Origin of the sequence: Agrobacterium sp. rho-8.1, assembly GCF_033957725.1 — a bacterium.
GTDB lineage: Bacteria > Pseudomonadota > Alphaproteobacteria > Rhizobiales > Rhizobiaceae > Agrobacterium.
Window position 1 is genome coordinate 814,412 of sequence record NZ_CP192788.1, and the last position, 23,318, is coordinate 837,729.

Here is a 23,318-nt window from a genome sequence, read left to right on the forward strand (position 1 = left end):
GCCGCTGCTCGAATCTGACACCAGTGAATCAAAGCTGATTCGGCTTGTCCAGAGCTTGTGGTTAAAAGACTTTTAACCCTTTGAACCGACTCCGTATTTTTTTGGGACAGATCTGGCGACTCGCTGCAAGTCGCCAGAATGACGCAATGTCAAGCCTTTAGCACGCGTTCCACGATATCACGAACGTCCGTGGACAGCGCCGGAGTGCGTTCGATCGTTGTGAGTGCTGCGCGTGCGTGGTCGGCTCTCACAGGCTCCAGGGAGCGCCATGAGCGCATGGAGGTGAGGATGCGCGCGGCAAGCTGCGGGTTGCGTTTGTCGATGCTGACGATCTGTTCCGCAAGGAACCGGTAGGCTTCGCCATCGGCCCGGTTGAAGCCGGTCGGGTTTCCGAAGGCGAACGTTCCGATGAGGGAGCGGACGCGGTTCGGATTGGTGGCGATGAAGTGCTTCGAGCTTGTCAGCGACTGGATGCGGCCAAGCGCTCCTTCACCTGGCATGGCGGCCTGAATGGACAGCCATTTGTCGAGCACCAGTGCGTTGTCTGCAAAGCGGCTTTCGAATGTCGCAAGAGCCTGCGCGGCCTCTGTCGTGTCGGGGAAGCGTTGCGTCAAAACGCTGAGCGCATGGGCAAGATCGGTCATGTTGGTGGCGGCGGAGAATGCAGCAAAAGCGCGCTCCGGTGTCGGCTCGGCGAAGGACAGATAGCCCATGGCGATGTTGCGCAGCGACCGGCGGCCGGCACTTTCGGCATCGGGAGAGTAAGGCCCCTTATCCTCTAAAGCTGTGAACAACGACTTGAAGGTCTCGATGCCTGCCCTGGAAATCGCCGCCATGGCGGCGTTGCGTGCTGTGTGGATGGCGTCCGGATCATTGTTGCGACCGATTTCACGGGCGACGTCCGCTTCGCTTGGCAGCCCGAGCGTCTGAGCGCGGAATGCCGGTTCAAGACTGTCATCGCCGGCGGTGTCGATCAGGGCTGCGGTGAAAGCTTCGTCGAACTGCGGCTCGGTGCCGTTCAAGATCGCCTGCGTCGCTTTGATGAGGTTCGGCATGGCAATCGTCGCCAGAGCCTGCCAGCGCGAGAACATATCCGTGTCGTGACGGGCAATCTGCACCATGTCGTCAGTGGATTGCTCCAGATGCAGATTGATCGGGGCAGAAAAACTGCGATTGATCGACAGCACCGGACGCGAGGCAATGCCGGAAAACGTGAATGTCTGGCTGCGTTCCGTCAGGTGCAGCACGCCATCCCGGTACTCGCCGCCCTCGACTTTCGACGGTTCGGCAATCTGGCCGTTGTCGAGAATGAGCGCGATGGACAGTGGAATGTGGAGGGTCTGCTTGCTGGTCTGGCCGGGCGTTGCCGGAACGGTCTGTTCCAGCGAAAGCGTGAAGGTCGACGTTGCCGCGTCATAGGCCGTAGAGGCGCTGACGAGCGGTGTGCCAGCCTGAATGTACCAGCGGAAGAACTGCTGGAGATCGCGGCCGCTCGCCTCTTCGAAGCACGTGATGAAGTCCTCGACAGTGGACGCGTCGCCATCGTGACGTTCGAAATAGAGGTCCATGCCCTTGCGGAAATCGTCGACACCCAAGATGGTGGCGATCATGCCGGTAATCTCGGCGCCCTTCTCATAGACGGTCGTCGTATAGAAGTTGTTGATTTCGCGGTATTTGTCGGGACGCGGTGGATGCGCCAGCGGGCCACCGTCTTCCGGGAACTGTTCAGATTTCAGATGGCGCACATCGGCAATACGCTTCACGGGGCGCGAACGCATGTCGGAAGAAAACTCCTGATCACGGTAAACCGTCAGGCCTTCCTTGAGGCATAGCTGAAACCAGTCGCGGCAGGTGATGCGATTGCCGGTCCAGTTGTGAAAATATTCATGCGCGATGATACGCTCGATATTGGCATAATCGGCATCTGTCGCGGTTTCGGGGTCGGCCAGAACATATTTGTCGTTGAAGACGTTGAGGCCTTTGTTCTCCATCGCGCCCATGTTGAAATCCGAGACGGCAACGATCATGAAGATATCCAGATCGTATTCGCGACCGAAGCGCTCTTCGTCCCATTTTATGGAGCGCTTGAGCGCATCCATCGCATAGGCTGCGCGCGGCTCCTTGCCATGCTCGACATAGATTTTAAGCGCGACGTCACGACCGGACATGGTGGTGAAGGTGTCTTCGATAAGACCCAGATCGCCCGCGACCAGCGCAAACAGATAACTTGGTTTCGGATGTGGATCGAACCAGGCAGCGAAATGACGGCCTTCGTCGTAATTGCCGCCGCCGAGGAAATTGCCGTTGGACAGCAGGAAGGTATTGCCTTCTTTCGCCGCGATGATGGTGATCGTATAAGGCGCCAGAACGTCGGGGCGATCGGGGAAATAGGTGATCCGGCGGAAACCTTCGGCTTCACACTGGGTGCAATAGACACCGTTTGTGCGGTAAAGCCCCATCAACTGCGTGTTGGTTTCCGGGTTGATGTAGTTCGTCACGCAGATTTCGAACGGAATATCCGTTGGAAGATCGCGGATCGTCAGGCTGTCCGGTGTCACGTCGTACTGCGCAGCGGGAATGTCGATCTGGTCCAGCAACAGGCCTGAGAGTGTCAACTCATCGCCATCCAGAACGAGCGGCGCTGATGTATCGGCACCTTCGCGCCGATGGAAAATCAGTCGCGCTTCGACCTTGGTGTTTTGAGGATCGAGTTCGAAGGTGAGGTCAACTCGTTCGAGAACGAAATCTGTGGGGCGATAATCCGCCAGGTGAACGATCTGGCCCGTGTCTGTTCGCATGACTATTCCTGAATGAACCTTGTCTGCCACATCTCAGGTTTCATGCCGCATGCCACCTGAAAGTCGAATTGAAGTCGGTCACGTTCATGTGCAACTCGCAAAACATGATGTCCCGCGTATTTTTTACCAGACGAACGGTTCAATTGTCACCAATGACTGTGTCTCGCATTGGCACATCATTCCATTAAATGTTGAACGATTACTGAAATTATGGCCGCTTCAGAATTATATTACGATAAAATCGTCGATTGGTTAGCAATTTCGTTAAACGTCTTTGGCGTTCTGATCTTGGGACCAGCCGCGTTTACGTTTTCAGTCCGAGGCTTGTGCGAATTGCCTCTTCGCTCTCCGTTTGCTGGATGACGACACCGTACCAGCCCAGACCGTCGTAGTCCTCGTAGCCGAAGGTCTTGGCAAAGGCGACGATTGCGCCGCCCACATAGTAACTTCCACGCATGGCATTTCCGAGGTTTTTAAGGGGATAGCTGGTTAAGCGCAGAGCGGGATCGCTGCTGGCAATGACGCGCATGTCACCATCCAGCAAAAGGACCACGGTGCGTTCGGCCACCGGCGGCGGTAGATTCGCCTCCTTTTCGACAATGGCGCGACCTTGTTCCTGCCAGTCGAAATAAACGCCGAGTGTTCCAAGCAGGGCGCCATCATTCTTGCCACCTTCTCGAATGCCGGTGGCGTAGACGAGAACATCCCGGTCATCATGCAGAGGGCTGCTTTTGACCTGATCAACGATGTATTCGTCACCACTGCGGCACTGCGAGGCGGCGATAAACCAGGGTTCCAGCGTCATGTTGCGGCCGATCAGGCCGGATTTGTAGCGCGGATTGGCAGACGCAATCACCACGCCGCGACGGTCGGTCATCACGAGGTCGATGTAAACCGTATAGAAGCGGGAAATAACGCCGAGGCGCTCGGACGCGAAGGCGGCATCTGCCTTGTCGGTGCTCTGCAGTGCCTGCCAAAGAGCTGTATCGGTTGCCCACCATCGCACGTCGGCGGTGCGTTCAAACAGGTTGCGCACAATGAGCTGGACCAGCGTCTGGGCCATGTCCATCAGGCGCACGCCCTCCATCTCTTCTACCAACGCCTCTGCCATATCGCGGCTGAGGCCGATGCGGCTCAAGACATTCTGTTCGAAGGTTGAGGAAATGTCCGATGCGATCTGTGCCAGACGCTGCACCTCATTTGCGACGACGGAGAAACCTTTGCCCGCTTCACCCGCCCGTGCCGCTTCGATGAGGGCATTGATGGCCAGCAAACGGATCTGCTTGACGATATGGGTATTATCCGTGCTGAACTGCCGCAGATCGTTCGACATTCCGTCTGTCACGATACGCATGCTGCGGGGCGTTGCCGGTGGCAACGCGTCTTTTCCCAGTGTCTTCAAGGCTGGTTTCATAAGCGTATCGTCTGTTCTGAATGAAGGTTAACAGGGTATCGTTTTCTCATCGTCGGGATCGAAAACCGTGGACCCGATAGACATCATTTAGAATATAGTCTGGTTAATATTCGGTTTCTTCAAGTTGTCATAAGTAGAGGGGCGATTGTTTATTGTCTGCTGCTCAATACATCATTTGCATATATTTAAAGCACTTTTCATGTCGCTGTTGGCTTTTGGGCGCGCGGTCGGATGAAAAGCGATGTAACGAACACGCAATCTTGAGTTTCTGTCAGAATCGGTAAAAATATCTGATAGCCATGTTCTATGAAGTGCAGCGTCAGTTCGTGGCCCTGTGAGATGAAACCGGCTCACGCCCGCGTGGGCCCACAAGTGTCAGTTTCCAATGAGTGCCGCCGCCTATAACCCCATCCGGGGCATAAGCTTCAAATTGATTTCCGTTGCGTTCTTTCTGGTCATGCAGACATGCATCAAGGCGGCCGGGCCGGATATTCCTGCGGGACAGATCAGCTTTTTCCGCTCCGCCTTCGCCATCGTTCCCATCGTCATCTACCTCGCTTGGCTACGCAGTCTTTCAAGCGCGCTTTATACGAAGAATATATCCGGCCATTTCAAACGCGGATGCCTTGGCGTTCTTTCCATGGCGTGCGGCTTTTACGGGCTGACCTTGCTGCCTCTGCCGGAGTTCATAGCGATCGGCTATGCCTCGCCCTTGATGGCGGTTGTCTTTGCGTCCCTGCTGTTGGGAGAACAGGTGCGTGTCTATCGCTGGTCTGCGGTGCTGATCGGGATGACGGGCGTGGTCATCATTTTGTGGCCGAAGCTGACGCTGTTGCAACAGGGCGGTTTTGCGGCAGGTGAGGGGATCGGCGCCTTGGCAGTGCTGGCGGGTGCCGTCCTCGGCGGACTGGCCATGGTGCAGGTGCGCCAACTGGTCGTGACCGAAAAGACAGCAACGATCGTGCTCTATTTCTCGCTAACCGGCGCGTTGCTGTCGGCTCTCAGCCTGCCTTTCGATTGGGAAGGGCTCGATCTGAAGCAGGCGATACTGTTGATCTCCTGCGGCATCGCTGGCGGTATTGCCCAGATTTTGCTGACCGAAAGCTATCGCCACGCGGAGGTCTCTACCATTGCGCCGTTCGAATACAGTTCGATCCTGTTCGGTATAGCTGTGTCATATGTTTTGTTCGGCGACATTCCCACTGCCAGCATGTTGATTGGCACCGCAATTGTGGTAAGCGCAGGGATATTCATCATTTTCCGTGAGCACCGACTGGGTCTGGCCCGCAAAGCCGCAAGAAAAGCATCCACACCGCAGGGTTGAGCGCCGTGAGCGTCAAAGTCTTTCGTATTATGACAAAATACTGAAACGCTAGTTTTTTATTAAACCTTTGTTCAATTTGGGCGCGAATGTGATATCCAGCGGTTCGGTAAGGGTCAATTTGGGGTGGCGCATCGTGTTTGGGGTAAAACGCGGAAGGCCTGTTTGCGCGTGGCAGACCGCCGGATATGGCGCATATGCACAGCGGGAAGACGATAGAGTGGTGATCATTCGCCAGTCTGCTGACGGCAAACCAGCTTTATTTCGGGGGGAGCCATGAGGTATTCCCATGCCGAACTTGTCGCGCATCCGAAATTGCTCGGGGCGATAAGAGGGCTCGCGCGCAATCTTCGCGCTGCCTACAACGACAATCCGAGGATCGCCCGGCTGTTGTCTGCACACCAGAAATGGTTGATGACTCAGGCTGGCATGGCGCTCAGTCTGGAGACTGCGCCGCGCGGGTTCACGGTGGCGCAATTGCGCGAACTGGTGACGGAGAACGGGATCGCCAGCCGCAACACCGTCCAGAACTATCTCGATCAGCTTGAAATCTACCGCTATGTCGAAAAGGTCGGCCCCGCGACGGTGCGTCCGCGCCGCTACAGGGCGTCGCAGATTAGTGAACAGACAATGCTGATGTGGTATGTCGCAAACCTCGCGGCACTGGATGGGATGGATGGCGGAACGCGCGCCGTGACGATGATGGCGCAGCCTGAGCTTCTGGCGCTGGCGCAGCCGCAGGCCGCGCGCAACTGCATATTCCACAAGGATTGGGTCGAGCCACCAGCGCGCGTTGGCCTGTTCCTATGGACCGAAGCTGGCGCATTGGTGATGGACGAATTCATCAGCCGCATAGAAGACGCCGACCGCGAAACCGACCGCATCGATATCGGCTTTGTCGATGCGCGCGCCATGGCCGGTGAGTTCATGATGTCGCGCACCCATCTTCAGCGCCTGCTCAACAAGGCTGCCGAGCAGGGCACGATGGGCTGGCATGACGACAGCCTGCGCAGCGGCATGTGGTTTTCCAGAGATTTTCTGGATGAGTATTGCACCTGGCAGGCCATCAAGTTCATCTACGTGAACGATGCGTTTTTGGACGCACGCGACGCGTCGCCAGTGACGTTGCCTTAATAGTTCGGGTCTTTAATTCAAGCTCATGCTTTAGACTGTGTCAGACACGTCAGACGAAAAGGCCGCGTCCACCTTGCTCTTCTCATGCAGAAATTTGGACGAGGACTTGTCTGCTCCCTTAGCAGTCCACAAACTGGCCTTTGGATCGTAATCGAGGCTTATGAGGTCAGCCGGAATATCGCCGAAAACCTGTCCGAACTGGCGAGACCCGATCTTCAAAAGGTAATGCGGTATGATCTGGTCGATGTGGTATGCGGGGTTTTTCGCGAGGACCGCAAGAAGCGTTGTTGCAAAACGTCTGGAAAATCGGCGTACGGCATCTGAATTGCTATAATAGACCGCGTTCGCGAGGATCCTGTGCCATGGCTTGCGCGTATGCGGACGGAAGCTGAAGGCACCTTCGCTTTTCATATTTTCGATTTTCTGCCAGGGCGATGTCTTTGCAATCGTATCGACATCCAAGATCAGCAGTCGAGCCACGCCTTGATTGAGCAGTTGGTCTGCAACAATGAAGCGCGCGCTGTTATAGTAGATGTTCACCCGCTTCGGCAAAGTCAGCCCTGTCAGCGGATCTGCACTGACGCTCAAGATAACGTTCGGCAACTCATTGCGCAGACGTTCGATCTGGTCAAGCACATCGCGATTGGGTCGAATGAGATGCAGATGGACGTAAAACCTATCCTTTATCATCGACAGAGATTGGATGAAGGAGACGGCAAATCGCCAGAAGTAAGCCTCGTCACAGGCCACGAGAATGACATCCTGACCACTGATGTCCTGTTGAAAATTGAGATCGATGGATGCTTTGTACCGGTCGAGGGCATCGTTGTTGAACGTCGTGGAAATGGACGAAAGAAGCGCGGAGTGGAAGATCACGCCTCGCCAGTACCAAGAATGTCTTTTCTTCTTGATCGGACCGCTTTCATGCAGGCTCATGTCGAATGTCATGCGCGCCATCTTTCAACAAGGAACACTGTTTTAAAATTCGTATCAGCGGGGCTGAGTACAAGCCAGGTGTTGAAAAATCAAGACGAGCGCTGCGGCACGAGACAGGGCCGGACCAAAACGCAAAAGCGCCTCTCCGTCGGAAAGGCGCTGCGAAGCGTCGGGTCATAAAGTCTTCGAGGTCAAGCCTTGAAACTATCGTCTCAGCGCTCGCGGAAATCCGCGAAGACTGCCGATGGACGTGTCGTACGAACCTGCTGTGCCGATGCACGAGCGGTCAGCTGTTCGTTGGTTCCACCAAAGCGGTGGTAGCCATTGCTGGAGCGCGGGCCAAGGCCTGCGAGCCGGAGTGTTTCAAAGCCGGAGTGAACCGGACGGAAGCGAGTGGTCATTGCCTTGGTTCCTTAAACCTTTTCCTCCCAAGACGAGATGACTTATTGCAGTGCGGTAGAGATTCGGCAAGAAACGCAAGCGCGCCGCTGTTATGCGCCATTTGCATGGCTTTCTTCATAATTGATTCACACTGCTCAAAAAGGAAGCGTTCACATATCGCGAATACGCGACTGAAACGCCAATAAATCTTGCCAGGCCAATGGCTTACTGGCGGGTGCGTTCAAAAGTTCCTGAGGATGCAGCGTGGCGATGGCAGGCACGATACCATGGCCGGATGCGACATCACGCCACTGTCCGCGCAATGTATGGATCGTTCCTGTGCCGCCAAAGAAAAAACGGGCGGTGAAGTTGCCCAAAAGCAACAGTATTTTGGGCTCAGCCAGTGCCACCTGTCTCTCGATGAAGGGGCGGCAGATCTCCATTTCGGCATTGGAGGGAGAGCGGTTGCCGGGCGGGCGCCATGGAACGACGTTGGTCAGCAGAAGCTGGGCGCGGTTAAGCCCAATGGCCGCAAGCATCCGGTCGAGAAGCAAGCCGGTCTTGCCGACATACAGCTGGCCCTCCCGATCATCATCCGCATCCGGCATGGGGCCGATGACCATGATGCCGGAAGAGGGGTCGCCCTCGGCAAAAATCGTGTTTCGAGCGCTGTTTTTCAGATTGCAGCCGTTGAAGCTTTCCAGCGCGGTCTTGAGTTCCGGTAGAGAGCGGGCTGCTTCAGCTGCGAAGCGAGCCGCCGCGATCGCCTGATCGTCGGGCATCGCGACATTGGTCTGAATGGCGGGTGCTGCGGGCGGGGCGCCGCGCGTCGGCATTTTCGCCTGCTGTGCGGGGCGCTGCGGTGCTTCATTCTGCTGTTGCTGAGGCTGCGCCTCACGTTGAGCCGGGCGGTTCTGGCGGCTGGCCGCAAACTCCGCGAAACGATCCAGCGGACTGTCTTCCAGCAGCCAGTCCACGCCCGCATCCGCATGAAAATGCAAAAGCGCCGCCAGTTCTGCCGTGGAAAGGTCCTGCACCGAGATCATGGCTTGAAGCTACCCTATCTGTCCGATGCGCGAAACCCCGTCATCACGCTGTCCAGCGCCCAATGTCGCCGCTTTCGCCGATCATCGCCAGGCCATGGGCAATCGACAGCAATTCGCCGCCTGTTTCGATCTTGTCCGCATCGAAACGGCGTGTGAAGAGCTGGCGCACGGCGGGCACAAACGATGTGCCACCGGTCAGAAACACCTTGTCTATGGCTTCAGGTGCGGTCTGGGTTTTCTCCAGCACCTCATCCAGCGCGCCTTCGATCTTGGCCAGATCGTCGCTGATCCAGTGGTCGAAATCCGAGCGCTTGACCGTCTTGCGACCGGCTTTGCCCAGCGGCGAGAAATTGAACTCTGCTTCTTCATGCGACGACAGCGCCATCTTGGTGGCGGAAATGGCCTGATAGAGCGGATAACCTTCGTCATGCTCGACAAGTTCGACGAACATTTCCAGCTTTTCCGGCTCCAGCGCGGAGCGCACCAGAGATTTCAGGTCGGCAAATTCCTTGGTGGTCTTGAAGATGGATAGCTGGTTCCAGCGCCCGAAATTGACATAGTACCCGCCCGGAACGTCCAATACCTTATCGAAACTCTTGAACTTGCTGCCCTTGCCGATCTCTGGCGAGACCAGATTGTCGATCATGCGGAAGTCGAAGTGGTCTCCTGCGACGCCGACGCCCGAGTGACCGATAGGGGTAGCGGAGAGCTTGCCGCCATCGGTTTCGAACCGGATGAGCGAATAGTCGGTGGTGCCGCCGCCGAAATCGGCAACGAGAACATTGGCGTCCTTCTTCAGACTCTGAGCGAAATAATAGGCGGCGGCAACGGGCTCATAGACGTAGTGGATTTCCGGAAAACCGGCGCGGGTCAGTGCGTCGTTGTAGCGGGCCAGTGCCAGCGCTTCATCGGGATTGGCACCGGCAAAACGCACAGGCCGACCGGCAATGACGCTCGATATATCGCTGGGCCACTCATCGCCTGCATAGGACTTCAGCTTTCGCAGAAAGACCTCCATCAAATCCTCGAAGCTCTGGCGCTTTGCAAAAACCAGCGTGCCCTGAAACAGCGAGGATGCAGCAAAGGTCTTGATGGACTGCAGAAAGCGGCAGTCACCCGGATTGTCAATGAACTGCTGAATAGCGGCATGGCCCGCCTCGACGTGAAGCGCTGCCGCCCCCATGGTCCGGTCCTTCATAAACGACAGGGCCGTTCGCATGCTGTCTGCGGTTCCAGCGCTGCTGGTAAAGCGCATTGAATGGCTGTCCGTACCGCTGTCGGAAAGTGCCATGACCGTGTTGGTCGTGCCGAAATCGAGGCCGAGTGTCCGTGTCATCGCGAAATTCCTTGGTTCTTTGGACAGGTCGAAATGGGCCGAGGCATGCTCATGCCCGTCAGTCAGGATGCCCATGGCATCGGTGATTTTTGAGAAGGGCGGGTCATTGCATGCTGGCTGGCGCATGGCAACCCGGACAGGTCAATTTTTTGACCCTTGGGCTGCCCGGGTCAGCTCGGATTCTTCCATGAGCCATGCCGCGAACGTGGCCATAGCGGGTGTCACCGGCCGCGATTTCAGCCGCGTCAGCCAGTAGCACCCTTTGGAGACATAGACCGGGAAAGGCTGCTCCAGCGCACCGGACGACAGTTGTCGGCTGAACATCAGTGGCGGGGCGAGCGCAACGCCTGCACCCTGCAACGCGGCCTCGATCATCAGAACCGACGAATCGAACACGATACCGCGAATTTTCGGAGCGGAGACACCGGCCGCCTCGAACCATTCCGGCCATTCGTCCATGCGGTAGGATCGTAGGAGCGGCTGGGCAGCGATATCCTGCGGCGCGGTCAACTGCCGCGCAATGGTTGGAATGCACAGCGCCGAATGCGGTGCGGCAAACAGCTCTTCGGCATTGGTGTCGTGCCACGCGCCATTGCCGAAGCGGATGGCGTAATCCAGACCCTCTGCGGCGATATCGACGCGGTTGTTGTTGGTGGAAAGCCTGATGTCGATGAAGGGATAGCGCGCCTGAAATGCGCCCAGCCTCGGCAACAGCCATCCGACGGCAAAGGTGCCGACGGCCCCCAGTGTCAGCACATCGCGCAGATGTCCTTCCTCGAAACGCTGCAGCATATCGGCCATGGTGTCGAACGACGCGCGCAGCGTCGGCAAAAGCGCAAGCCCGTCTTCGGTAATCATCAAACCGCGCGGCAAACGCCGGAACAGTTCCACGCCAAGCTTTTGTTCCAGCAGCTTGACCTGGTGGCTGATGACAGTTTGCGTGACGCACAGCTCAATGGCCGCGCGTGTGAAGCTGAGATGTCGTGCAGCGGCTTCGAAGGCGCGCAGCGCGTTGAGGGGAAGATGCGGGCGAACCATCGATAAGACCAATTAAAATTCATGCCTGAAACCAGATATCATCATTTGTCGCGCCGCGACAGGCTGGACTACAACAGCGGCAACACAACCAGATGGAGAGTTTCTATGACGGCAGGCCGACGTATCAATTTCATTGTTTGTTCAGTCTTTGCAATCAGTTGTGGGGGGATTTCTCATGCATATGCGGCTGAAACGGTACAATGCGCGGTTATTCTGGACGTCAAAACGGGTGAGGCGCTGCACCGCGAAGGCGCGTGCGACAAGGCTTTCGCTCCCCAATCCACCTTCAAGCTGCCTTTGGCCATCATAGGCTACGATGCGGGAATTTTGAAGGACGAGACAACACCCCGTTGGGATTACAAGGCTGAGTGGAAAAAGCCCAAGCGGGATCAGAAGTCCGTCGATCCAACCATTTGGGAGCGGGATTCCATTGTATGGTACTCGCAGGAAATCACGCGGCGGCTCGGCGAACAGAAATTCGCCGATTATGTCCGCCGCTTCGATTATGGCAACGCCGACGTGCGCGGCGTGAAGGGGCGCTCGGATGGGCTGACCGAGGCGTGGTTGATGTCATCTCTGGCGATATCCGGCGACCAGCAGGTGGATTTCCTGCGCCGTTTCCTTTTGGGCAAGCTGCCTGTCTCCAAGGCTGCATCCGAAAAGACCATGGCCATCATCCCCCAATTTGCCGCCACTGATGGCTGGAAGGTGCAGGGCAAGACGGGTTCTGGCCGCATGCGCACCAGGGCGGGTAAGGTTGATGGCGATTCCTGGCTCGGTTGGTTTGTGGGCTGGGCACAGAAGGGCGACAGGCAAGTCGTCTTTGCCAAGCTGAACATTCAGGACTGGAAAAGCGAGGAGCCGATCAGCTTTGCCACACGTGACGCGCTGATTGCAGACCTGCCGAAGCTGGTAAAGTAAGCGTCAGCGGATAAAGCGTCGCGACGCCCAGATGACCACGAGGCCTGCGACGAGCACCAGCGCGCCGCGCAACATCCACGGGCTTTGGTTGATCATGAAGCTAGAGGCGGGGTAGGGGAAGTAACCGCTGCCCTGCCCGATCCAGACGAGGCCAATCAGGGCCACCAGCGCACCGATTATGGTCAGAACAATCCGAAGTATCTGCATGATGTGCCTCGATGGGAAAAAACCTCTTCGGAGTTTATCCCGAAGAGGTTTCGATTGCCATTCGATTCGGATGTTCCGATCAGGCTTCTGCGTAATACGTCTCGACCAGGCTTGCCTGCGGCTCTTCCGTTTCTGTGTCGGCGAGCAGCGTGCTCTTGGTAACGGCCGGGTCCGTGTTGACGATGGCATCGAGAAGTCCGCGAAGGATGCGGTCTTTCTGCACCTCGGCAGCACGGCTGCGGGCAACGTCCGCTGCGGCCTCTTCTTCATCGGCGAGACGGCGCAGGGCGGATCTGGTCTCTACCGCGTCGATTTGAAAGGTTTTCTCGGTGCGAACCGGACGATCTGGCGATGTCGGCGGCCGTACCGCCACGGGTGCGGAGGCAACCGATGTCGACGGGGCGGCGGGCTGAGGCACAGAACCGTTGTTGCCTTGAACAGGCGCGGACGAACCGGTGGTGCCGTCCTCGACCGGCATGGATTGCCCAGCTTCAGCATCATTGTCATTGCCTGCTGTCTGCTCTTTTGCCACAGGCTCGGAATCAGCGGGTTGCGACGGCTCCGGTGTGTCGACCGGTTCAGGCGCGGTGTCTTCAATCGGTGCCGATGCCACCGGTTGCTCGTCCGCGTCCCCGGTGGATTCTGATGGAGATTGGGCAGACGCGGGTGACGGCGCGGTTTCGTCGGTTGTCGGCTGGCCATCGACAGGCTGAGTTTCGCTTGTCGCTGGTTGCGTAGGGGCAGGAGAGGAGTCACTGGCTGGCGTCGCGTCAGACGAGGTGCCTGCAGGCTCGGTGCCGGAGGATTGCGCGCTGGAGCTGGTCTGTGTGGGGCTGGTCGAAGATTGCGTCGGCGCTGGCGAATAGGTGCCGTCGTCGGTATCCTTGTCTTCAGCCGTGGTGGGCGTGCTGGCAGCAGGCTGGGTCGTGCTCTGGCTAGACGGGGTGGAGGACGAGGAACCGCTGCTCGTTGTCGTGCCGGATGTACTGCTTGCAGACGTGCTGCCTGACGATTGCCCGCTAGAGCTGCTCGCTGCCGGTGTCGTTCTGGGTGGGAAGAGTGCTTCTAACATGGGGGTGCGCCAAAGTTGATGTTGGCCACTCAGCTAAATCACAGCCCCCCAAAAATCAGTGCATTCGCATCATCACATTTTAATCAAATGCCAAGGTATCAACACGCATTACCAATTATGGTGAATAATCATTGACTGTGATGATCGCGCGTTAGCCTGCGCTCTGGTCATTGCCTGATTTCAGCGCCTCCAACCGCTCGCGCATGGCGTCCTGCACGAAGTTTGCGACGTCGCTCATGGACATGCCGTGATCCACAAGGTTCAAAACGAGATTTGCGATACCGGCGCGGGATTCGTCATCGGCTCCGGGTAAATTCAGCGCGCTGGCATGCTGGTCCATGAACGGGACGCGGCGGTAAAAGCCGGTACCGAAAATGTGCAGCCACATGCGCTCCAGAATATAGCCGTTGCAGGCGGCTGTTCCCACCGAGAAGTCGTACATCGCATCCTTGGACACCTCCGGCAGCCCTGCAACATATGTGTTGCGGACGGCAAAGATTGCGCCGTAGGAAAAGACACCCGCGGTGTGACGGTCGGCTTCATCTGCCAGCGCGTCCAGCTTCCAGGCGCGCAAGGCGTGCGCCGCGATATTGCTGGTGTTGGGGGAGATGCCCTGGATCGTTTTGTAGACGAGGCCCATATTCCACGCACCGACATCGGTGAATTCGAGTGCGACCCAATCGAAAAGGGAAAATGTTTCAGGCCGAACGCGAAGGTGCAGCGGGAAATATTCATGATATCTGTCAAGTTGTGCCGATGGCGGGATGTTCCGGTCTGCCAGCCACTGCCACGACAGCGCCTGCACATCATCCCATCTGCGCCAGTTTCTCAAGATGTCGATGAAATCTGGGCTGTGGGTCATCGGGTCACCTTGCGAAAACACGGTAAAATAGCGATCGTCCGTCGCACGCGTTCTCATGTGGTGAAGGTAAGTCTCGGACTCGCGTCCGACATTTGGTCGGGCCACGATTTCGTCCGCACGGGCAAGCACCGTTGGCGAGGTGATCTCCTGACCCTTGTTGTAAATGATGACCCGAAAATCCGCAGGGATATCCACGATCCATTCAAGAGCTTCGTTGTATCTCGCCAAAATGATGGTGTGCATGGATCCCCTCGCGACTCTAGGAGCCAAGGCATCGGTTGGCTCCATGACGCTTGAGGTAGGCGGTCAAGCTTGTGTGGACGTTGTGTAGCCAGCTCGTGCCATGACAGCTAGTCCCTGGCCGGGAAGCAACGGCGGCCCGCCCGGCTGAGGCCAGGCAGGCGTTGGATTGTGCCTGTCGTCAGATGGACTTCGACGCTCCGCCATCCACGCGCAGCATGGTGCCTGTGATGTAGCTGGCGGGCTGCGAGCACAGGAAGGCTCCGGCTGCGGCAAATTCTTCGACCTTGCCCAGGCGACCGGCCGGAATGGTCTTCAGCGATGCCTCGCGCACCTCTTCGACGCTCTTGCCGAGCCGTTTGGCATTGGCACCATCCAGCTCATCGATGCGGTCCGTGTGAATGCGGCCCGGAAGCAGCATGTTTGCGGTGATGCCAGAACCGGCGATCTCCGTTGCCAGCGTCTTGTTCCAGCCCACCAGCGCACCGCGCAGGGTGTTTGAAAGCGCCAGATTGGGGATGGGCTCGAACACGCCTGACGACGCGACGGTGAGGATACGGCCCCAGCCTTGCTCCTTCATCTGCGGCAGGAAGGTGCCGGTCAGCGCAATGACGCGAAGAACCATCGACTGGAAGAAAGTCTCAAGCTTCTCTACGGTGATATCCTGGGCCGTGCCGGGGGTGGGGCCACCGGTATTGTTGACAAGGATATCGATGCCACCCAGCTTCGCTTGCACGGCTTCGACCATGGAGGCAACGAAATTCGCCTGTGAAAGATCGCCCTCGACCCAATCTGCCTTGCCCTTGCCCAGCGCATTGATGGCCTCGACGTTCGCGGCCAGTTTCTCAACCGTGCGGCCGACGAGCAGCACATGCGCACCCTCTGTGGCCAACGCTGTTGCAATGCCAAGGCCAAGGCCACGCGACGATGCCAGAACAAGTGCGCGTTTGCCGGAAATGCCGAAATCCATGGGGTTCCTCCTGATGATGGTGTCTGGTTATAGGCGGCAGTGGCAGGGTTTTGAAGGCGGCGACGGTGATTATTTCTACGACGGACGATCCCGTCCGTGAGCCTTGACGTTCCACGGAATCCCGATAATTTACGTGAACGTAAAAGTAAGATATTACCAGTGCGCGCAGCAATGTCATAGGCGCGCACAGGATTTGCCGCAGTTCGATCTCGACAATGGCTTTGCGCTTTGCGAGAAGATTGAGACAATTGCTTGAAAGAGAAGGGCAGCAGCGTGAGTGGAATTGAACCCCGCTGCTGCTGGCACGTTAGAAAAATATCGCCGGATGGGACCGGCGGGCTGAGAGGATGAAGATGACGGACGCGATGGAACTGCCGGAACGCGAATCGATGGAATTCGACGTTGTGATCGTGGGCGCTGGCCCTGCTGGCCTGTCAGCGGCGATACGGCTGAAGCAGGTCAATCCCGATCTTTCCGTCGTCGTGCTGGAAAAAGGCTCGGAAGTTGGCGCGCATATCGTCTCCGGTGCCGTTGTCGATCCCATTGGCATAGACCGCCTGTTGCCCGGTTGGCGCGAAGAGGAGGGGCATCCCTTCAAGACGGAAGTGAAGGACGACCAGTTCCTGCTGCTCGGCCCGGCGGGTTCGATCCGCCTTCCCAACTTCGCCATGCCGCCCTTGATGAACAACCATGGCAACTACATCGTCTCGCTGGGTCTCGTCTGTCGCTGGCTGGCGGAAAAGGCGGAGGCACTGGGCGTTGAAATCTACCCCGGCTTTGCTGCCACGGAAGTGCTTTATAACGACGAAGGCGCTGTCATCGGGGTCGCGACTGGCGATATGGGCGTGGAGCGCAATGGCGAGCCCGGACCGGCCTTTACGCGGGGTATGGAACTGCACGGCAAATATGTGCTGATCGGCGAGGGCGTGCGCGGCTCGCTGGCCAAGCAGTTGATCCAGAAATTCGACCTGTCCAGGGACAGCGATGTCCAGAAATTCGGTATCGGCATCAAGGAACTGTGGCAGGTCAAGCCGGAAAACCATAGGCCAGGACTCGTGCAGCACTCCTTCGGCTGGCCGCTTGGCATGAAGACCGGTGGCGGTTCTTTTCTCTACCATCTGGAAGATAACCTCGTGGCTGTCGGCTTCGTGGTGCATCTGAACTACAAGAACCCGTATCTCTACCCCTTCGAGGAATTCCAGCGTTACAAGACGCATCCGGCGATCGCGCCGACCTTCGAAGGCGGCAAGCGTTTGTCCTATGGCGCGCGTGCGATTACCGAAGGCGGCTACCAGTCGGTGCCGAAACTGACCTTCCCCGGCGGCGCGCTGATCGGCTGTTCGGCCGGTTTCGTCAACGTGCCGCGCATCAAGGGCAGTCATAATGCCGTCTTGTCCGGCATGATGGCGGCAGACCAACTGGCGGACGCCATCGCGGCGGGCCGCGCGAACGATGAAGTGATCGAGATCGAAAACGAATGGCGCGACAGTGACATCGGTAAGGATTTGAAGCGGGTTCGCAACGTCAAGCCGCTATGGTCGAAGTTCGGCACGGCAATCGGTGTGGCACTTGGTGGGCTGGATATGTGGACCAACCAGCTCCTCGGCCTTTCCCTGTTCGGCACGCTGAAACACGGCAAGACGGATGCACAGAGCCTGGAGCCAGCGAAATTCCACAAGCCGATTGCTTACCCCAAGCCCGACGGTGTCCTGACCTTCGACCGCCTGTCATCGGTGTTCATTTCCTCCACCAACCACGAGGAAGACCAGCCGGTGCATCTTCAGGTGAAGGACATGGATTTGCAGAAGCGTTCCGAACACGATGTCTATGCCGGTCCCTCAACACGCTACTGTCCCGCCGGTGTTTATGAGTGGGTGGAGACGGACGGAGAGCCGACCTATGTCATCAACGCGCAAAACTGCGTTCATTGCAAAACCTGCGACATCAAGGACCCCAACCAGAACATCAACTGGGTGCCGCCGCAGGGCGGTGAAGGGCCCGTATACGCCAACATGTAACGACGTCTTCGCCCGGAAAATCCCATGGTTGTGATTCGTGCCGCGCGCGCTGACGAGTTCGCGCGGCTCACGGAGATCGAACTCGATGCGTTCGTGGTCTGGGCGAAAGCCTGCGGTGTGACGTTCAGGCCTTATGCATCACCGGAATCCGTTCTCCGGCAGGCGCTGTCGCAAGGGTTATTGCTCGTCGCGGAGACCGACGGAATCGTGTCAGGCTTCGTTGCCGGTCATGCCGTGGGACGCTACCTCCATATTATCGAGATCGATGTCGAGCGTTCCGCGCAGGGAAAAGGCATAGGCCGCGCATTGATGCTTGCCATTCTTGCGCAGGGTCGTGCCGCCGGACACACGTATGCGGTGCTGACCACGGATCGTTTTGCACCCTTCAACGCGCCGTTTTACATAAAACTGGGATTTCGTATTCTCGAAACCTGGGAGACGCCGCCCTTCTTGCAGGCGCGGTTGGACCAGCAGGTCCGCCATGGCCTCGATCCCGTGCGTCGTGTTGCGATGCATCTGGACCTGAGCAGCATGGCTGCACGCCTTTTGAATTCCACAGACTGAAACAGGACGACATAATATCCCATGACAAGAGTTTTGATCCACCCTGTCAAACGCTCGGATGCGCAGGAGATCGTTGCCGCGAATATCCGCAGCCGTGACTATCACGCGCCGTGGGCGCAGCCTGTGACGGATATGAGCGGTTTCGATGCATGGTTCGGGCAGTCGATAACGGGACCGAATGCGAGCTTTGTTGCGCGCGAGACCGAGAGCCAAGGCGTTGTCGGTGTGTTCAATGTCTCGCAAATTGTCTTGGGCATGTTTCAAAGCGCCTATCTCGGCTATTATGGCACGGTGGATTTCGCCCGTCGCGGGCTGATGTCCGAGGCCTTGATGCAGGTCGCGCGCCACGCGTTTGACGACTTGGGTCTGCATCGGCTTGAAGCCAATGTTCAACCTGGAAATATTGCCTCCATCAACCTAGTGCGTCGTGTCGGTTTCTCGAAAGAAGGGTACTCCCCGTCCTATCTTCAAATCGGTGGCGTGTGGTGCGATCATGAGCGCTGGGCGCTTTTGGCGAGCGATCTGAAAAATGTTTGATGCGGTTTTTGCGAAAAAGATCGGTGTCGATCTTGACCAGAGCCATAGGCTTCCAGTTTGGTAATTGCAGCATGAGCACTGATGTTCTACTTGTAAGAGAGGATACCGACAGGTGTGGTTGGATACGCTTGCAAGGTCGGTATGGGAGCAGATTTATGAATATGTTAGCAGATAGACCTCATGCTCTGCGAAAGCCGGGCCTTGTTTGCGGCGCGTTTCTGACAATGCTTGCCGTGGTGACACTGTTCGCATCGGAGAGCCAGGCGGCCAGTTGCCGTGCGGATGCGTCCGCCCAGATCGACTGGAGCGGCTGCAACAAGCGGCTGCTGATGCTCGGTGGTAGTATGTTTGACGGCGCGGATCTGCAAGGAACCGACTTTACCTTCACCGATCTTCGCGGCTCGTCCTTCAACAAGGCAAACTTGAGGAAGGCGAAACTCATTCGTTCTTCGCTGGCATCCTCACAGTTGCAGGAGAGCAATCTCGCAAAGGTCGAGGCCTATCGCGGTGATTTCAGCGACGCGAACGCGGAAAATGCCAAGTTCAACAATGCCGAAATGCAGCGGGCGACGTTCCAGAACGCCAAGCTTGTCGGAGCGGATTTCACCAAGGCGGAACTGGGCCGCGCCGACTTCGAGGGCGCCACGCTGACCGGAACGAAGTTCACCATGGCCAACCTCTCTCGCGCGCGCTTTGCCGGTGCCAGCTTCACCGGGCCGATCGATTTCGAAGACGCGTTTCTTCTGTTGACCCGCATCGAAGGGCTGGACCTTTCCAAGGCGACGGGCCTCGACCAGAAGCAGATCGACATTGCCTGTGGTGACGCCAAGACAAAATTGCCGGAAGGCCTGACGACGCCCGCCGAATGGCCTTGCCCGGAAGATCCGGACGAGGATTAGGGGGCAGCGGACGTCAGGCTCGGGACGGGGGAACGCTAGCCCTCTGCGTTCTACCGGACATCTCTTCCATACAGGCGGGAGATGCCCGGCAAGGCAGACGGACTGGCGATATTCCTGCTAGCCTCCGGCCATCCCTCCATCAAAACCCCGACAAAACGACCTTGCCCTTTGCCGTACCGGTTTCCACCAATGCATGCGCTCTGGTGAGATTGGCCGCATTGATGGTGCCGAAGACCTCGGTCATCGTCGTCCTGATCTTGCCTGCATCCACCAGTTCTGAGACGTGGTTGAGCAAATTGTGCTGCTCCAGAATATCGGCGGTTCCGAAGACCGGGCGGGTGAACATCATTTCCCAGTGGATAGAGATGGCTTTGCGCTTGAAGGGCAAGGCATCGAAACCGCCTGCGGGATCATCAATCAGCGCGAACCGTCCCTGCGGCGCGATGAGTGCGATGCTATCGGCGGCGTGGAGATCGCTTTGCGTGGTGGAAAAGACGAAGCCGGGAGCGCCAAGACCGAGTGCCTCGACCTGTGGGGCGAGCGGCTGGCTGTGATCGATGACGTTATGCGCGCCGAGCGCTTGCACCCATTCCTTTGTTTCCGGGCGTGACGCTGTGGCGATGACGGTGAGGTCTGTCAATTGGCGGGCAAGCTGGATGGCGATGGAGCCGACGCCACCTGCGCCGCCGATGATGAGAATAGCATTGGCCGCGCCGGGAACAGGGTCTTTCACCTTCAGCCGGTCGAACAGCGCCTCGTAAGCGGTAATCGCCGTCAACGGCAGGGCTGCGGCTTCCTCGAAGCTGAGGGTTTCAGGCTTCTTGCCGACGATGCGTTCATCGACCAGATGAAATTCGCTGTTGGAGCCGGGGCGGTTGATGGCGCCGGCGTAAAACACCGCGTCTCCCGGCCTGAACAAGGTAACACTCTCGCCCACGGCCTTGACGATCCCTGCCGCATCGAAGCCGAGAATGCGTGGCTCGCCGTTTTCCGGCGGCTGGTTGCGGCGCACCTTCGTATCGACCGGATTGACCGAAACCGCCTTTACCTCGACCAGCAGATCATGACCTTTGGCATCCGGTACGGGCACATCGAGGTCGACGAGCGCATCCGCTTCCGTGATGGGCTTTGCGCTTTTGTAACCGATAGCACGCATGTCGTTTTCTCCTTTGCTTGTTGCGTTGACCTCTATTTGATAGAGAGGAGCGCAGACCGCAAGAATGCACATATTGTGTATATACGCACAAAAAGGATACCGTGATGTCCCGTCCCCGTGCCAAATTGACCGGCAATTTTCCCGGTTGCCCGGTGGAATCAACGCTGAGTTTTCTGGATGGAAAATGGAAAGGCGTGATCCTTTACCACCTGATGAATGAGGGAACGCTGCGCTTCAACGGGCTGCGCCGCCACATTCCGAGCGTCACCCAGCGGATGTTGACCAAGCAGTTGCGCGAACTTGAAGAAGCAGGCCTGATTTCCCGCAAGGTCTTCGCGGTGGTGCCGCCGCGGGTGGATTATGATCTGACGCCGCTTGGCCACAGCATGCAACCAGTCATCGCCGCACTGAAAGTATGGGGAGATGCCCATGTGGTCTGCAAGGGTGGTGAAAAGCGCGTGCTGTCTGGCGTCGAGATGATCGAGCCGCTGGCCGCTGCCGAGTAGCGAGGCCTGTTGCACACATCCTCGTGTCCCGTTACGGATGTCATGGACGACATTGCGCCTGAAAAAATATTCCGCATTGCAACATTGATCTGCCCGGATTGCTTCATAACAGTGCGGCAGTGATTCTCAGTCAGGGACGACAAGCATGGGTATTGGTTGGATCGAAGCCGCAATTCTTGGCTTTATTCAAGGTCTTACGGAATTTTTGCCGATTTCCTCCAGCGCGCATCTGCGCATCGCCGGGGAGTTCATGGGAACCGGTGAGGACCCGGGCGCTGCCTTCACCGCCATTATTCAGATCGGCACCGAACTGGCGGTCCTGGTGTATTTCTGGTCCGACATCATGCGCATCGCCATGGCGTGGCTTCGCCAGAACCTGCGCCTCGGCGGCACTTATGATGCTGCGGATGCGCGCATGGGCTGGCTCATCATCATCGGCTCGGTGCCGATCGTGCTCTTGGGCCTGTTGTTCAAGGATGCCATCGAGACCTCGCTGCGCAATCTCTACATCACCGCCATCATGCTGATCGTCTTCGGTATCATCCTCGGTTACGCTGATAAAATCGGCAAGAAGAAGTACCCGCTGAATAAGCTCATCTGGCGCGATGGCATATTGTTCGGCTTTGCGCAGGCGATGGCGCTGATCCCCGGCGTTTCCCGTTCCGGCGGCACCATCACGGCAGGCCTGCTGCTTGGCTATACCCGCGAGGCGGCGGCCCGTTATTCCTTCCTGCTGGCTGTTCCTGCCGTTTTCGGTTCCGGCTTCTACCAGCTCTACAAGAGCATTGGCCAGGTCAATCCGGTCGGCTGGGGCGAAACGGCGCTTGCCACCGTGATCTCCTTTATCGTCGGATATGCTGTTATCGTCGGCTTTTTGAAGATGGTTTCCAGCAAAAGCTATATGCCCTTTGTCTGGTACCGGGTGGCTCTTGGTGTGGTGCTTCTGCTGCTGCTCTCCACCGGCACGATCAGCGCCACGGCGTAAGGACGCTGCTGCCACGCAAGGATGTGATCGGATCCTCGGCTTGACGGCCGGGATCCGTGGACGATTTTCCTTGAAATCTTTTCCATGGAATGATTTTTCTCACCCGATGTGCAATAGAGCCGTTTATTGCGCGGCTTTTTTCGTTTGCTTCTATAAGTATCCATCCGCACCAAGGACAGTCGGGACCAGTTGATGAGTATTGAAGGCGGTTACGCTTTGGCGGTGGAGGATATCCACAAGAGCTTCGGTACGCATGAGGTCCTCAAAGGCATTTCTCTCAACGCCCGCAAGGGTGACGTCATCTCGATCATCGGCTCCTCAGGCTCCGGCAAGAGCACGTTCCTGCGCTGCATCAACTTTCTGGAAATGCCCGACCGTGGCCGAGTGACGGTCAATGGCGAGGAAGTCTCCGTCAAGATCGGTCGCGATGGCAAGGCGGTGCCGAAAAGCTGGCGGCAGGTGGAGCGCCTACGCACCGGGCTTGGCATGGTGTTTCAGAACTTCAATCTCTGGTCCCACCGTACGGTGCTGGAAAACATCATCGAAGCGCCTGTCCATGTGATGGGTGTCAAGCGGCAGGATGCGATCGAGAAAGCTGAAGCGCTGCTCAACAAGGTCGGCCTTTACGACAAGAAGGATGCCTATCCGGCATTCCTCTCCGGTGGCCAGCAGCAGCGTGCGGCGATTGCACGTGCGCTGTGCGTCGAGCCCGCCGTGATGCTGTTTGATGAGCCGACGTCTGCACTTGACCCGGAACTGGTCGGCGAGGTGCTGAAGGTGATCCGCGATCTGGCCGAAGAAGGGCGCACCATGCTTCTGGTGACGCATGAAATGCGCTTTGCCCGCGATGTGTCCAACCACGTCATATTTTTGCATCAGGGCCGTGTGGAAGAGGAGGGGACGCCTGAACAGGTATTTGCGAACCCGACCAGCGCCCGCACCCGCGATTTTACCGGCGCCATCGCCAACTGATATTT

Annotated in this window: 22 protein-coding genes; 10 read left to right on the top strand and 12 right to left on the bottom strand. The window is 57.6% G+C overall.

Going from position 1 to position 23,318, the window contains the following annotated elements; all coding sequences use genetic code 11:
• Positions 1 to 149 precede the first annotated feature (149 nt).
• A complete protein-coding gene (pepN, locus tag RMR21_RS04075; protein WP_498669441.1) occupies positions 150 to 2,798 on the bottom strand; it encodes an aminopeptidase N in 2,649 nt (882 codons plus the stop codon).
• A 304-nt stretch (positions 2,799 to 3,102) separates the two neighbouring features.
• Positions 3,103 to 4,212, bottom strand: a complete 1,110-nt coding sequence (locus tag RMR21_RS04080) for a methyl-accepting chemotaxis protein (RefSeq protein WP_498669443.1) — start codon at positions 4,210 to 4,212, stop codon at positions 3,103 to 3,105.
• Between the two features lie 385 nt (positions 4,213 to 4,597).
• Between RMR21_RS04080 and RMR21_RS04085 the strand changes: the two genes are divergently transcribed.
• Together RMR21_RS04085 and RMR21_RS04090 are read left to right on the top strand one after the other, a co-directional pair.
• Positions 4,598 to 5,536 carry a DMT family transporter gene (locus RMR21_RS04085; protein ID WP_498669444.1) on the top strand — a complete coding sequence of 313 codons (939 nt, stop codon included), beginning with the start codon at positions 4,598 to 4,600 and terminating at the stop codon, positions 5,534 to 5,536.
• 273 nt (positions 5,537 to 5,809) lie between these two features.
• Positions 5,810 to 6,667 carry a hypothetical protein gene (locus RMR21_RS04090; protein ID WP_498669445.1) on the top strand — a complete coding sequence of 286 codons (858 nt, stop codon included), beginning with the start codon at positions 5,810 to 5,812 and terminating at the stop codon, positions 6,665 to 6,667.
• Positions 6,668 to 6,697: 30 nt separating this feature from the next.
• Here RMR21_RS04090 and RMR21_RS04095 read toward each other — a convergent pair whose 3' ends face one another.
• From RMR21_RS04095 to RMR21_RS04115, 5 genes are all read right to left on the bottom strand, one after another.
• Positions 6,698 to 7,615, bottom strand: a complete 918-nt coding sequence (locus tag RMR21_RS04095) for a hypothetical protein (RefSeq protein WP_498669446.1) — start codon at positions 7,613 to 7,615, stop codon at positions 6,698 to 6,700.
• Between the two features lie 200 nt (positions 7,616 to 7,815).
• On the bottom strand, positions 7,816 to 8,004 hold the full coding sequence (locus RMR21_RS04100; protein ID WP_174152483.1) for a hypothetical protein: 189 nt from the start codon (positions 8,002 to 8,004) through the stop codon (positions 7,816 to 7,818).
• Between the two features lie 150 nt (positions 8,005 to 8,154).
• A complete protein-coding gene (locus tag RMR21_RS04105; protein ID WP_498669447.1) occupies positions 8,155 to 9,030 on the bottom strand; it encodes a uracil-DNA glycosylase in 876 nt (291 codons plus the stop codon).
• 43 nt (positions 9,031 to 9,073) lie between these two features.
• Positions 9,074 to 10,366: an Hsp70 family protein gene (locus RMR21_RS04110; RefSeq protein ID WP_498669448.1), complete on the bottom strand. Its 1,293-nt coding sequence runs from the start codon at positions 10,364 to 10,366 to the stop codon at positions 9,074 to 9,076.
• Positions 10,367 to 10,507: 141 nt separating this feature from the next.
• The gene (locus tag RMR21_RS04115) at positions 10,508 to 11,404 is read right to left on the bottom strand and encodes a LysR family transcriptional regulator (RefSeq protein ID WP_498669449.1); all 897 of its coding nucleotides are present in this window, start codon (positions 11,402 to 11,404) and stop codon (positions 10,508 to 10,510) included.
• A gap of 105 nt (positions 11,405 to 11,509) precedes the next feature.
• Here RMR21_RS04115 and blaOXA point away from each other — a divergent pair, with 105 nt between their 5' ends.
• Positions 11,510 to 12,325 (top strand): class D beta-lactamase, encoded by an 816-nt coding sequence (gene blaOXA / locus RMR21_RS04120; RefSeq protein WP_498669450.1) that lies wholly within the window; start codon positions 11,510 to 11,512, stop codon positions 12,323 to 12,325.
• Positions 12,326 to 12,328: 3 nt separating this feature from the next.
• Here blaOXA and RMR21_RS04125 read toward each other — a convergent pair whose 3' ends face one another.
• The 4 genes from RMR21_RS04125 to RMR21_RS04140 all read right to left on the bottom strand — a co-directional run bounded on the left by RMR21_RS04125 (position 12,329) and on the right by RMR21_RS04140 (position 15,676).
• Positions 12,329 to 12,532, bottom strand: coding sequence for a hypothetical protein (locus RMR21_RS04125; RefSeq protein WP_498669451.1), 204 nt, complete (start codon positions 12,530 to 12,532; stop codon positions 12,329 to 12,331).
• Positions 12,533 to 12,611: 79 nt separating this feature from the next.
• A complete protein-coding gene (locus RMR21_RS04130) occupies positions 12,612 to 13,604 on the bottom strand; it encodes a hypothetical protein (RefSeq protein WP_498669452.1) in 993 nt (330 codons plus the stop codon).
• A gap of 151 nt (positions 13,605 to 13,755) precedes the next feature.
• Complete coding sequence (locus RMR21_RS04135) at positions 13,756 to 14,709, bottom strand: hypothetical protein (RefSeq protein WP_498669453.1); 954 nt, start codon at positions 14,707 to 14,709, stop codon at positions 13,756 to 13,758.
• A 178-nt stretch (positions 14,710 to 14,887) separates the two neighbouring features.
• Positions 14,888 to 15,676, bottom strand: a complete 789-nt coding sequence (locus tag RMR21_RS04140; RefSeq protein ID WP_498669454.1) for an SDR family oxidoreductase — start codon at positions 15,674 to 15,676, stop codon at positions 14,888 to 14,890.
• Positions 15,677 to 16,029: 353 nt separating this feature from the next.
• On the opposite strand from RMR21_RS04140, the gene RMR21_RS04145 reads away from it, so the two are divergent.
• The 4 genes from RMR21_RS04145 to RMR21_RS04160 all read left to right on the top strand — a co-directional run bounded on the left by RMR21_RS04145 (position 16,030) and on the right by RMR21_RS04160 (position 19,694).
• On the top strand, positions 16,030 to 17,694 hold the full coding sequence (locus tag RMR21_RS04145; protein WP_498669455.1) for an electron transfer flavoprotein-ubiquinone oxidoreductase: 1,665 nt from the start codon (positions 16,030 to 16,032) through the stop codon (positions 17,692 to 17,694).
• A 24-nt stretch (positions 17,695 to 17,718) separates the two neighbouring features.
• Entirely contained in the window at positions 17,719 to 18,258 is a 540-nt protein-coding gene (locus RMR21_RS04150) for a GNAT family N-acetyltransferase (protein ID WP_498669456.1), read from the top strand.
• 21 nt (positions 18,259 to 18,279) lie between these two features.
• Complete coding sequence (locus tag RMR21_RS04155) at positions 18,280 to 18,795, top strand: GNAT family N-acetyltransferase (RefSeq protein WP_498669457.1); 516 nt, start codon at positions 18,280 to 18,282, stop codon at positions 18,793 to 18,795.
• A gap of 224 nt (positions 18,796 to 19,019) precedes the next feature.
• Positions 19,020 to 19,694, top strand: coding sequence for a pentapeptide repeat-containing protein (locus RMR21_RS04160; protein WP_498670068.1), 675 nt, complete (start codon positions 19,020 to 19,022; stop codon positions 19,692 to 19,694).
• Between the two features lie 139 nt (positions 19,695 to 19,833).
• On the opposite strand, the gene RMR21_RS04165 is transcribed toward RMR21_RS04160, so the two are convergent.
• The gene (locus RMR21_RS04165) at positions 19,834 to 20,850 is read right to left on the bottom strand and encodes a zinc-binding alcohol dehydrogenase family protein (protein WP_498669458.1); all 1,017 of its coding nucleotides are present in this window, start codon (positions 20,848 to 20,850) and stop codon (positions 19,834 to 19,836) included.
• A 104-nt stretch (positions 20,851 to 20,954) separates the two neighbouring features.
• On the opposite strand from RMR21_RS04165, the gene RMR21_RS04170 reads away from it, so the two are divergent.
• From RMR21_RS04170 to RMR21_RS04180, 3 genes are all read left to right on the top strand, one after another.
• Positions 20,955 to 21,356: a winged helix-turn-helix transcriptional regulator gene (locus RMR21_RS04170; protein ID WP_498669459.1), complete on the top strand. Its 402-nt coding sequence runs from the start codon at positions 20,955 to 20,957 to the stop codon at positions 21,354 to 21,356.
• Positions 21,357 to 21,501: 145 nt separating this feature from the next.
• Complete coding sequence (locus tag RMR21_RS04175; protein ID WP_498669460.1) at positions 21,502 to 22,341, top strand: undecaprenyl-diphosphate phosphatase; 840 nt, start codon at positions 21,502 to 21,504, stop codon at positions 22,339 to 22,341.
• 192 nt (positions 22,342 to 22,533) lie between these two features.
• On the top strand, positions 22,534 to 23,313 hold the full coding sequence (locus tag RMR21_RS04180) for an ABC transporter ATP-binding protein (RefSeq protein ID WP_498669461.1): 780 nt from the start codon (positions 22,534 to 22,536) through the stop codon (positions 23,311 to 23,313).
• The last annotated feature ends 5 nt before the right edge of the window (positions 23,314 to 23,318 follow it).

Coding starts and splice junctions, on each gene's coding strand:
- pepN (WP_498669441.1), bottom strand. CDS start 2,798: ATGCGAACAGACACGGGCCAGATCGTTCACCTGGCGGATTATCGCCCC.
- RMR21_RS04080 (WP_498669443.1), bottom strand. CDS start 4,212: ATGAAACCAGCCTTGAAGACACTGGGAAAAGACGCGTTGCCACCGGCA.
- RMR21_RS04085 (WP_498669444.1), top strand. CDS start 4,598: ATGAGTGCCGCCGCCTATAACCCCATCCGGGGCATAAGCTTCAAATTG.
- RMR21_RS04090 (WP_498669445.1), top strand. CDS start 5,810: ATGAGGTATTCCCATGCCGAACTTGTCGCGCATCCGAAATTGCTCGGG.
- RMR21_RS04095 (WP_498669446.1), bottom strand. CDS start 7,615: ATGACATTCGACATGAGCCTGCATGAAAGCGGTCCGATCAAGAAGAAA.
- RMR21_RS04100 (WP_174152483.1), bottom strand. CDS start 8,004: ATGACCACTCGCTTCCGTCCGGTTCACTCCGGCTTTGAAACACTCCGG.
- RMR21_RS04105 (WP_498669447.1), bottom strand. CDS start 9,030: ATGATCTCGGTGCAGGACCTTTCCACGGCAGAACTGGCGGCGCTTTTG.
- RMR21_RS04110 (WP_498669448.1), bottom strand. CDS start 10,366: ATGACACGGACACTCGGCCTCGATTTCGGCACGACCAACACGGTCATG.
- RMR21_RS04115 (WP_498669449.1), bottom strand. CDS start 11,404: ATGGTTCGCCCGCATCTTCCCCTCAACGCGCTGCGCGCCTTCGAAGCC.
- blaOXA (WP_498669450.1), top strand. CDS start 11,510: ATGACGGCAGGCCGACGTATCAATTTCATTGTTTGTTCAGTCTTTGCA.
- RMR21_RS04125 (WP_498669451.1), bottom strand. CDS start 12,532: ATGCAGATACTTCGGATTGTTCTGACCATAATCGGTGCGCTGGTGGCC.
- RMR21_RS04130 (WP_498669452.1), bottom strand. CDS start 13,604: ATGTTAGAAGCACTCTTCCCACCCAGAACGACACCGGCAGCGAGCAGC.
- RMR21_RS04135 (WP_498669453.1), bottom strand. CDS start 14,709: ATGCACACCATCATTTTGGCGAGATACAACGAAGCTCTTGAATGGATC.
- RMR21_RS04140 (WP_498669454.1), bottom strand. CDS start 15,676: ATGGATTTCGGCATTTCCGGCAAACGCGCACTTGTTCTGGCATCGTCG.
- RMR21_RS04145 (WP_498669455.1), top strand. CDS start 16,030: ATGACGGACGCGATGGAACTGCCGGAACGCGAATCGATGGAATTCGAC.
- RMR21_RS04150 (WP_498669456.1), top strand. CDS start 17,719: ATGGTTGTGATTCGTGCCGCGCGCGCTGACGAGTTCGCGCGGCTCACG.
- RMR21_RS04155 (WP_498669457.1), top strand. CDS start 18,280: ATGACAAGAGTTTTGATCCACCCTGTCAAACGCTCGGATGCGCAGGAG.
- RMR21_RS04160 (WP_498670068.1), top strand. CDS start 19,020: ATGCTTGCCGTGGTGACACTGTTCGCATCGGAGAGCCAGGCGGCCAGT.
- RMR21_RS04165 (WP_498669458.1), bottom strand. CDS start 20,850: ATGCGTGCTATCGGTTACAAAAGCGCAAAGCCCATCACGGAAGCGGAT.
- RMR21_RS04170 (WP_498669459.1), top strand. CDS start 20,955: ATGTCCCGTCCCCGTGCCAAATTGACCGGCAATTTTCCCGGTTGCCCG.
- RMR21_RS04175 (WP_498669460.1), top strand. CDS start 21,502: ATGGGTATTGGTTGGATCGAAGCCGCAATTCTTGGCTTTATTCAAGGT.
- RMR21_RS04180 (WP_498669461.1), top strand. CDS start 22,534: ATGAGTATTGAAGGCGGTTACGCTTTGGCGGTGGAGGATATCCACAAG.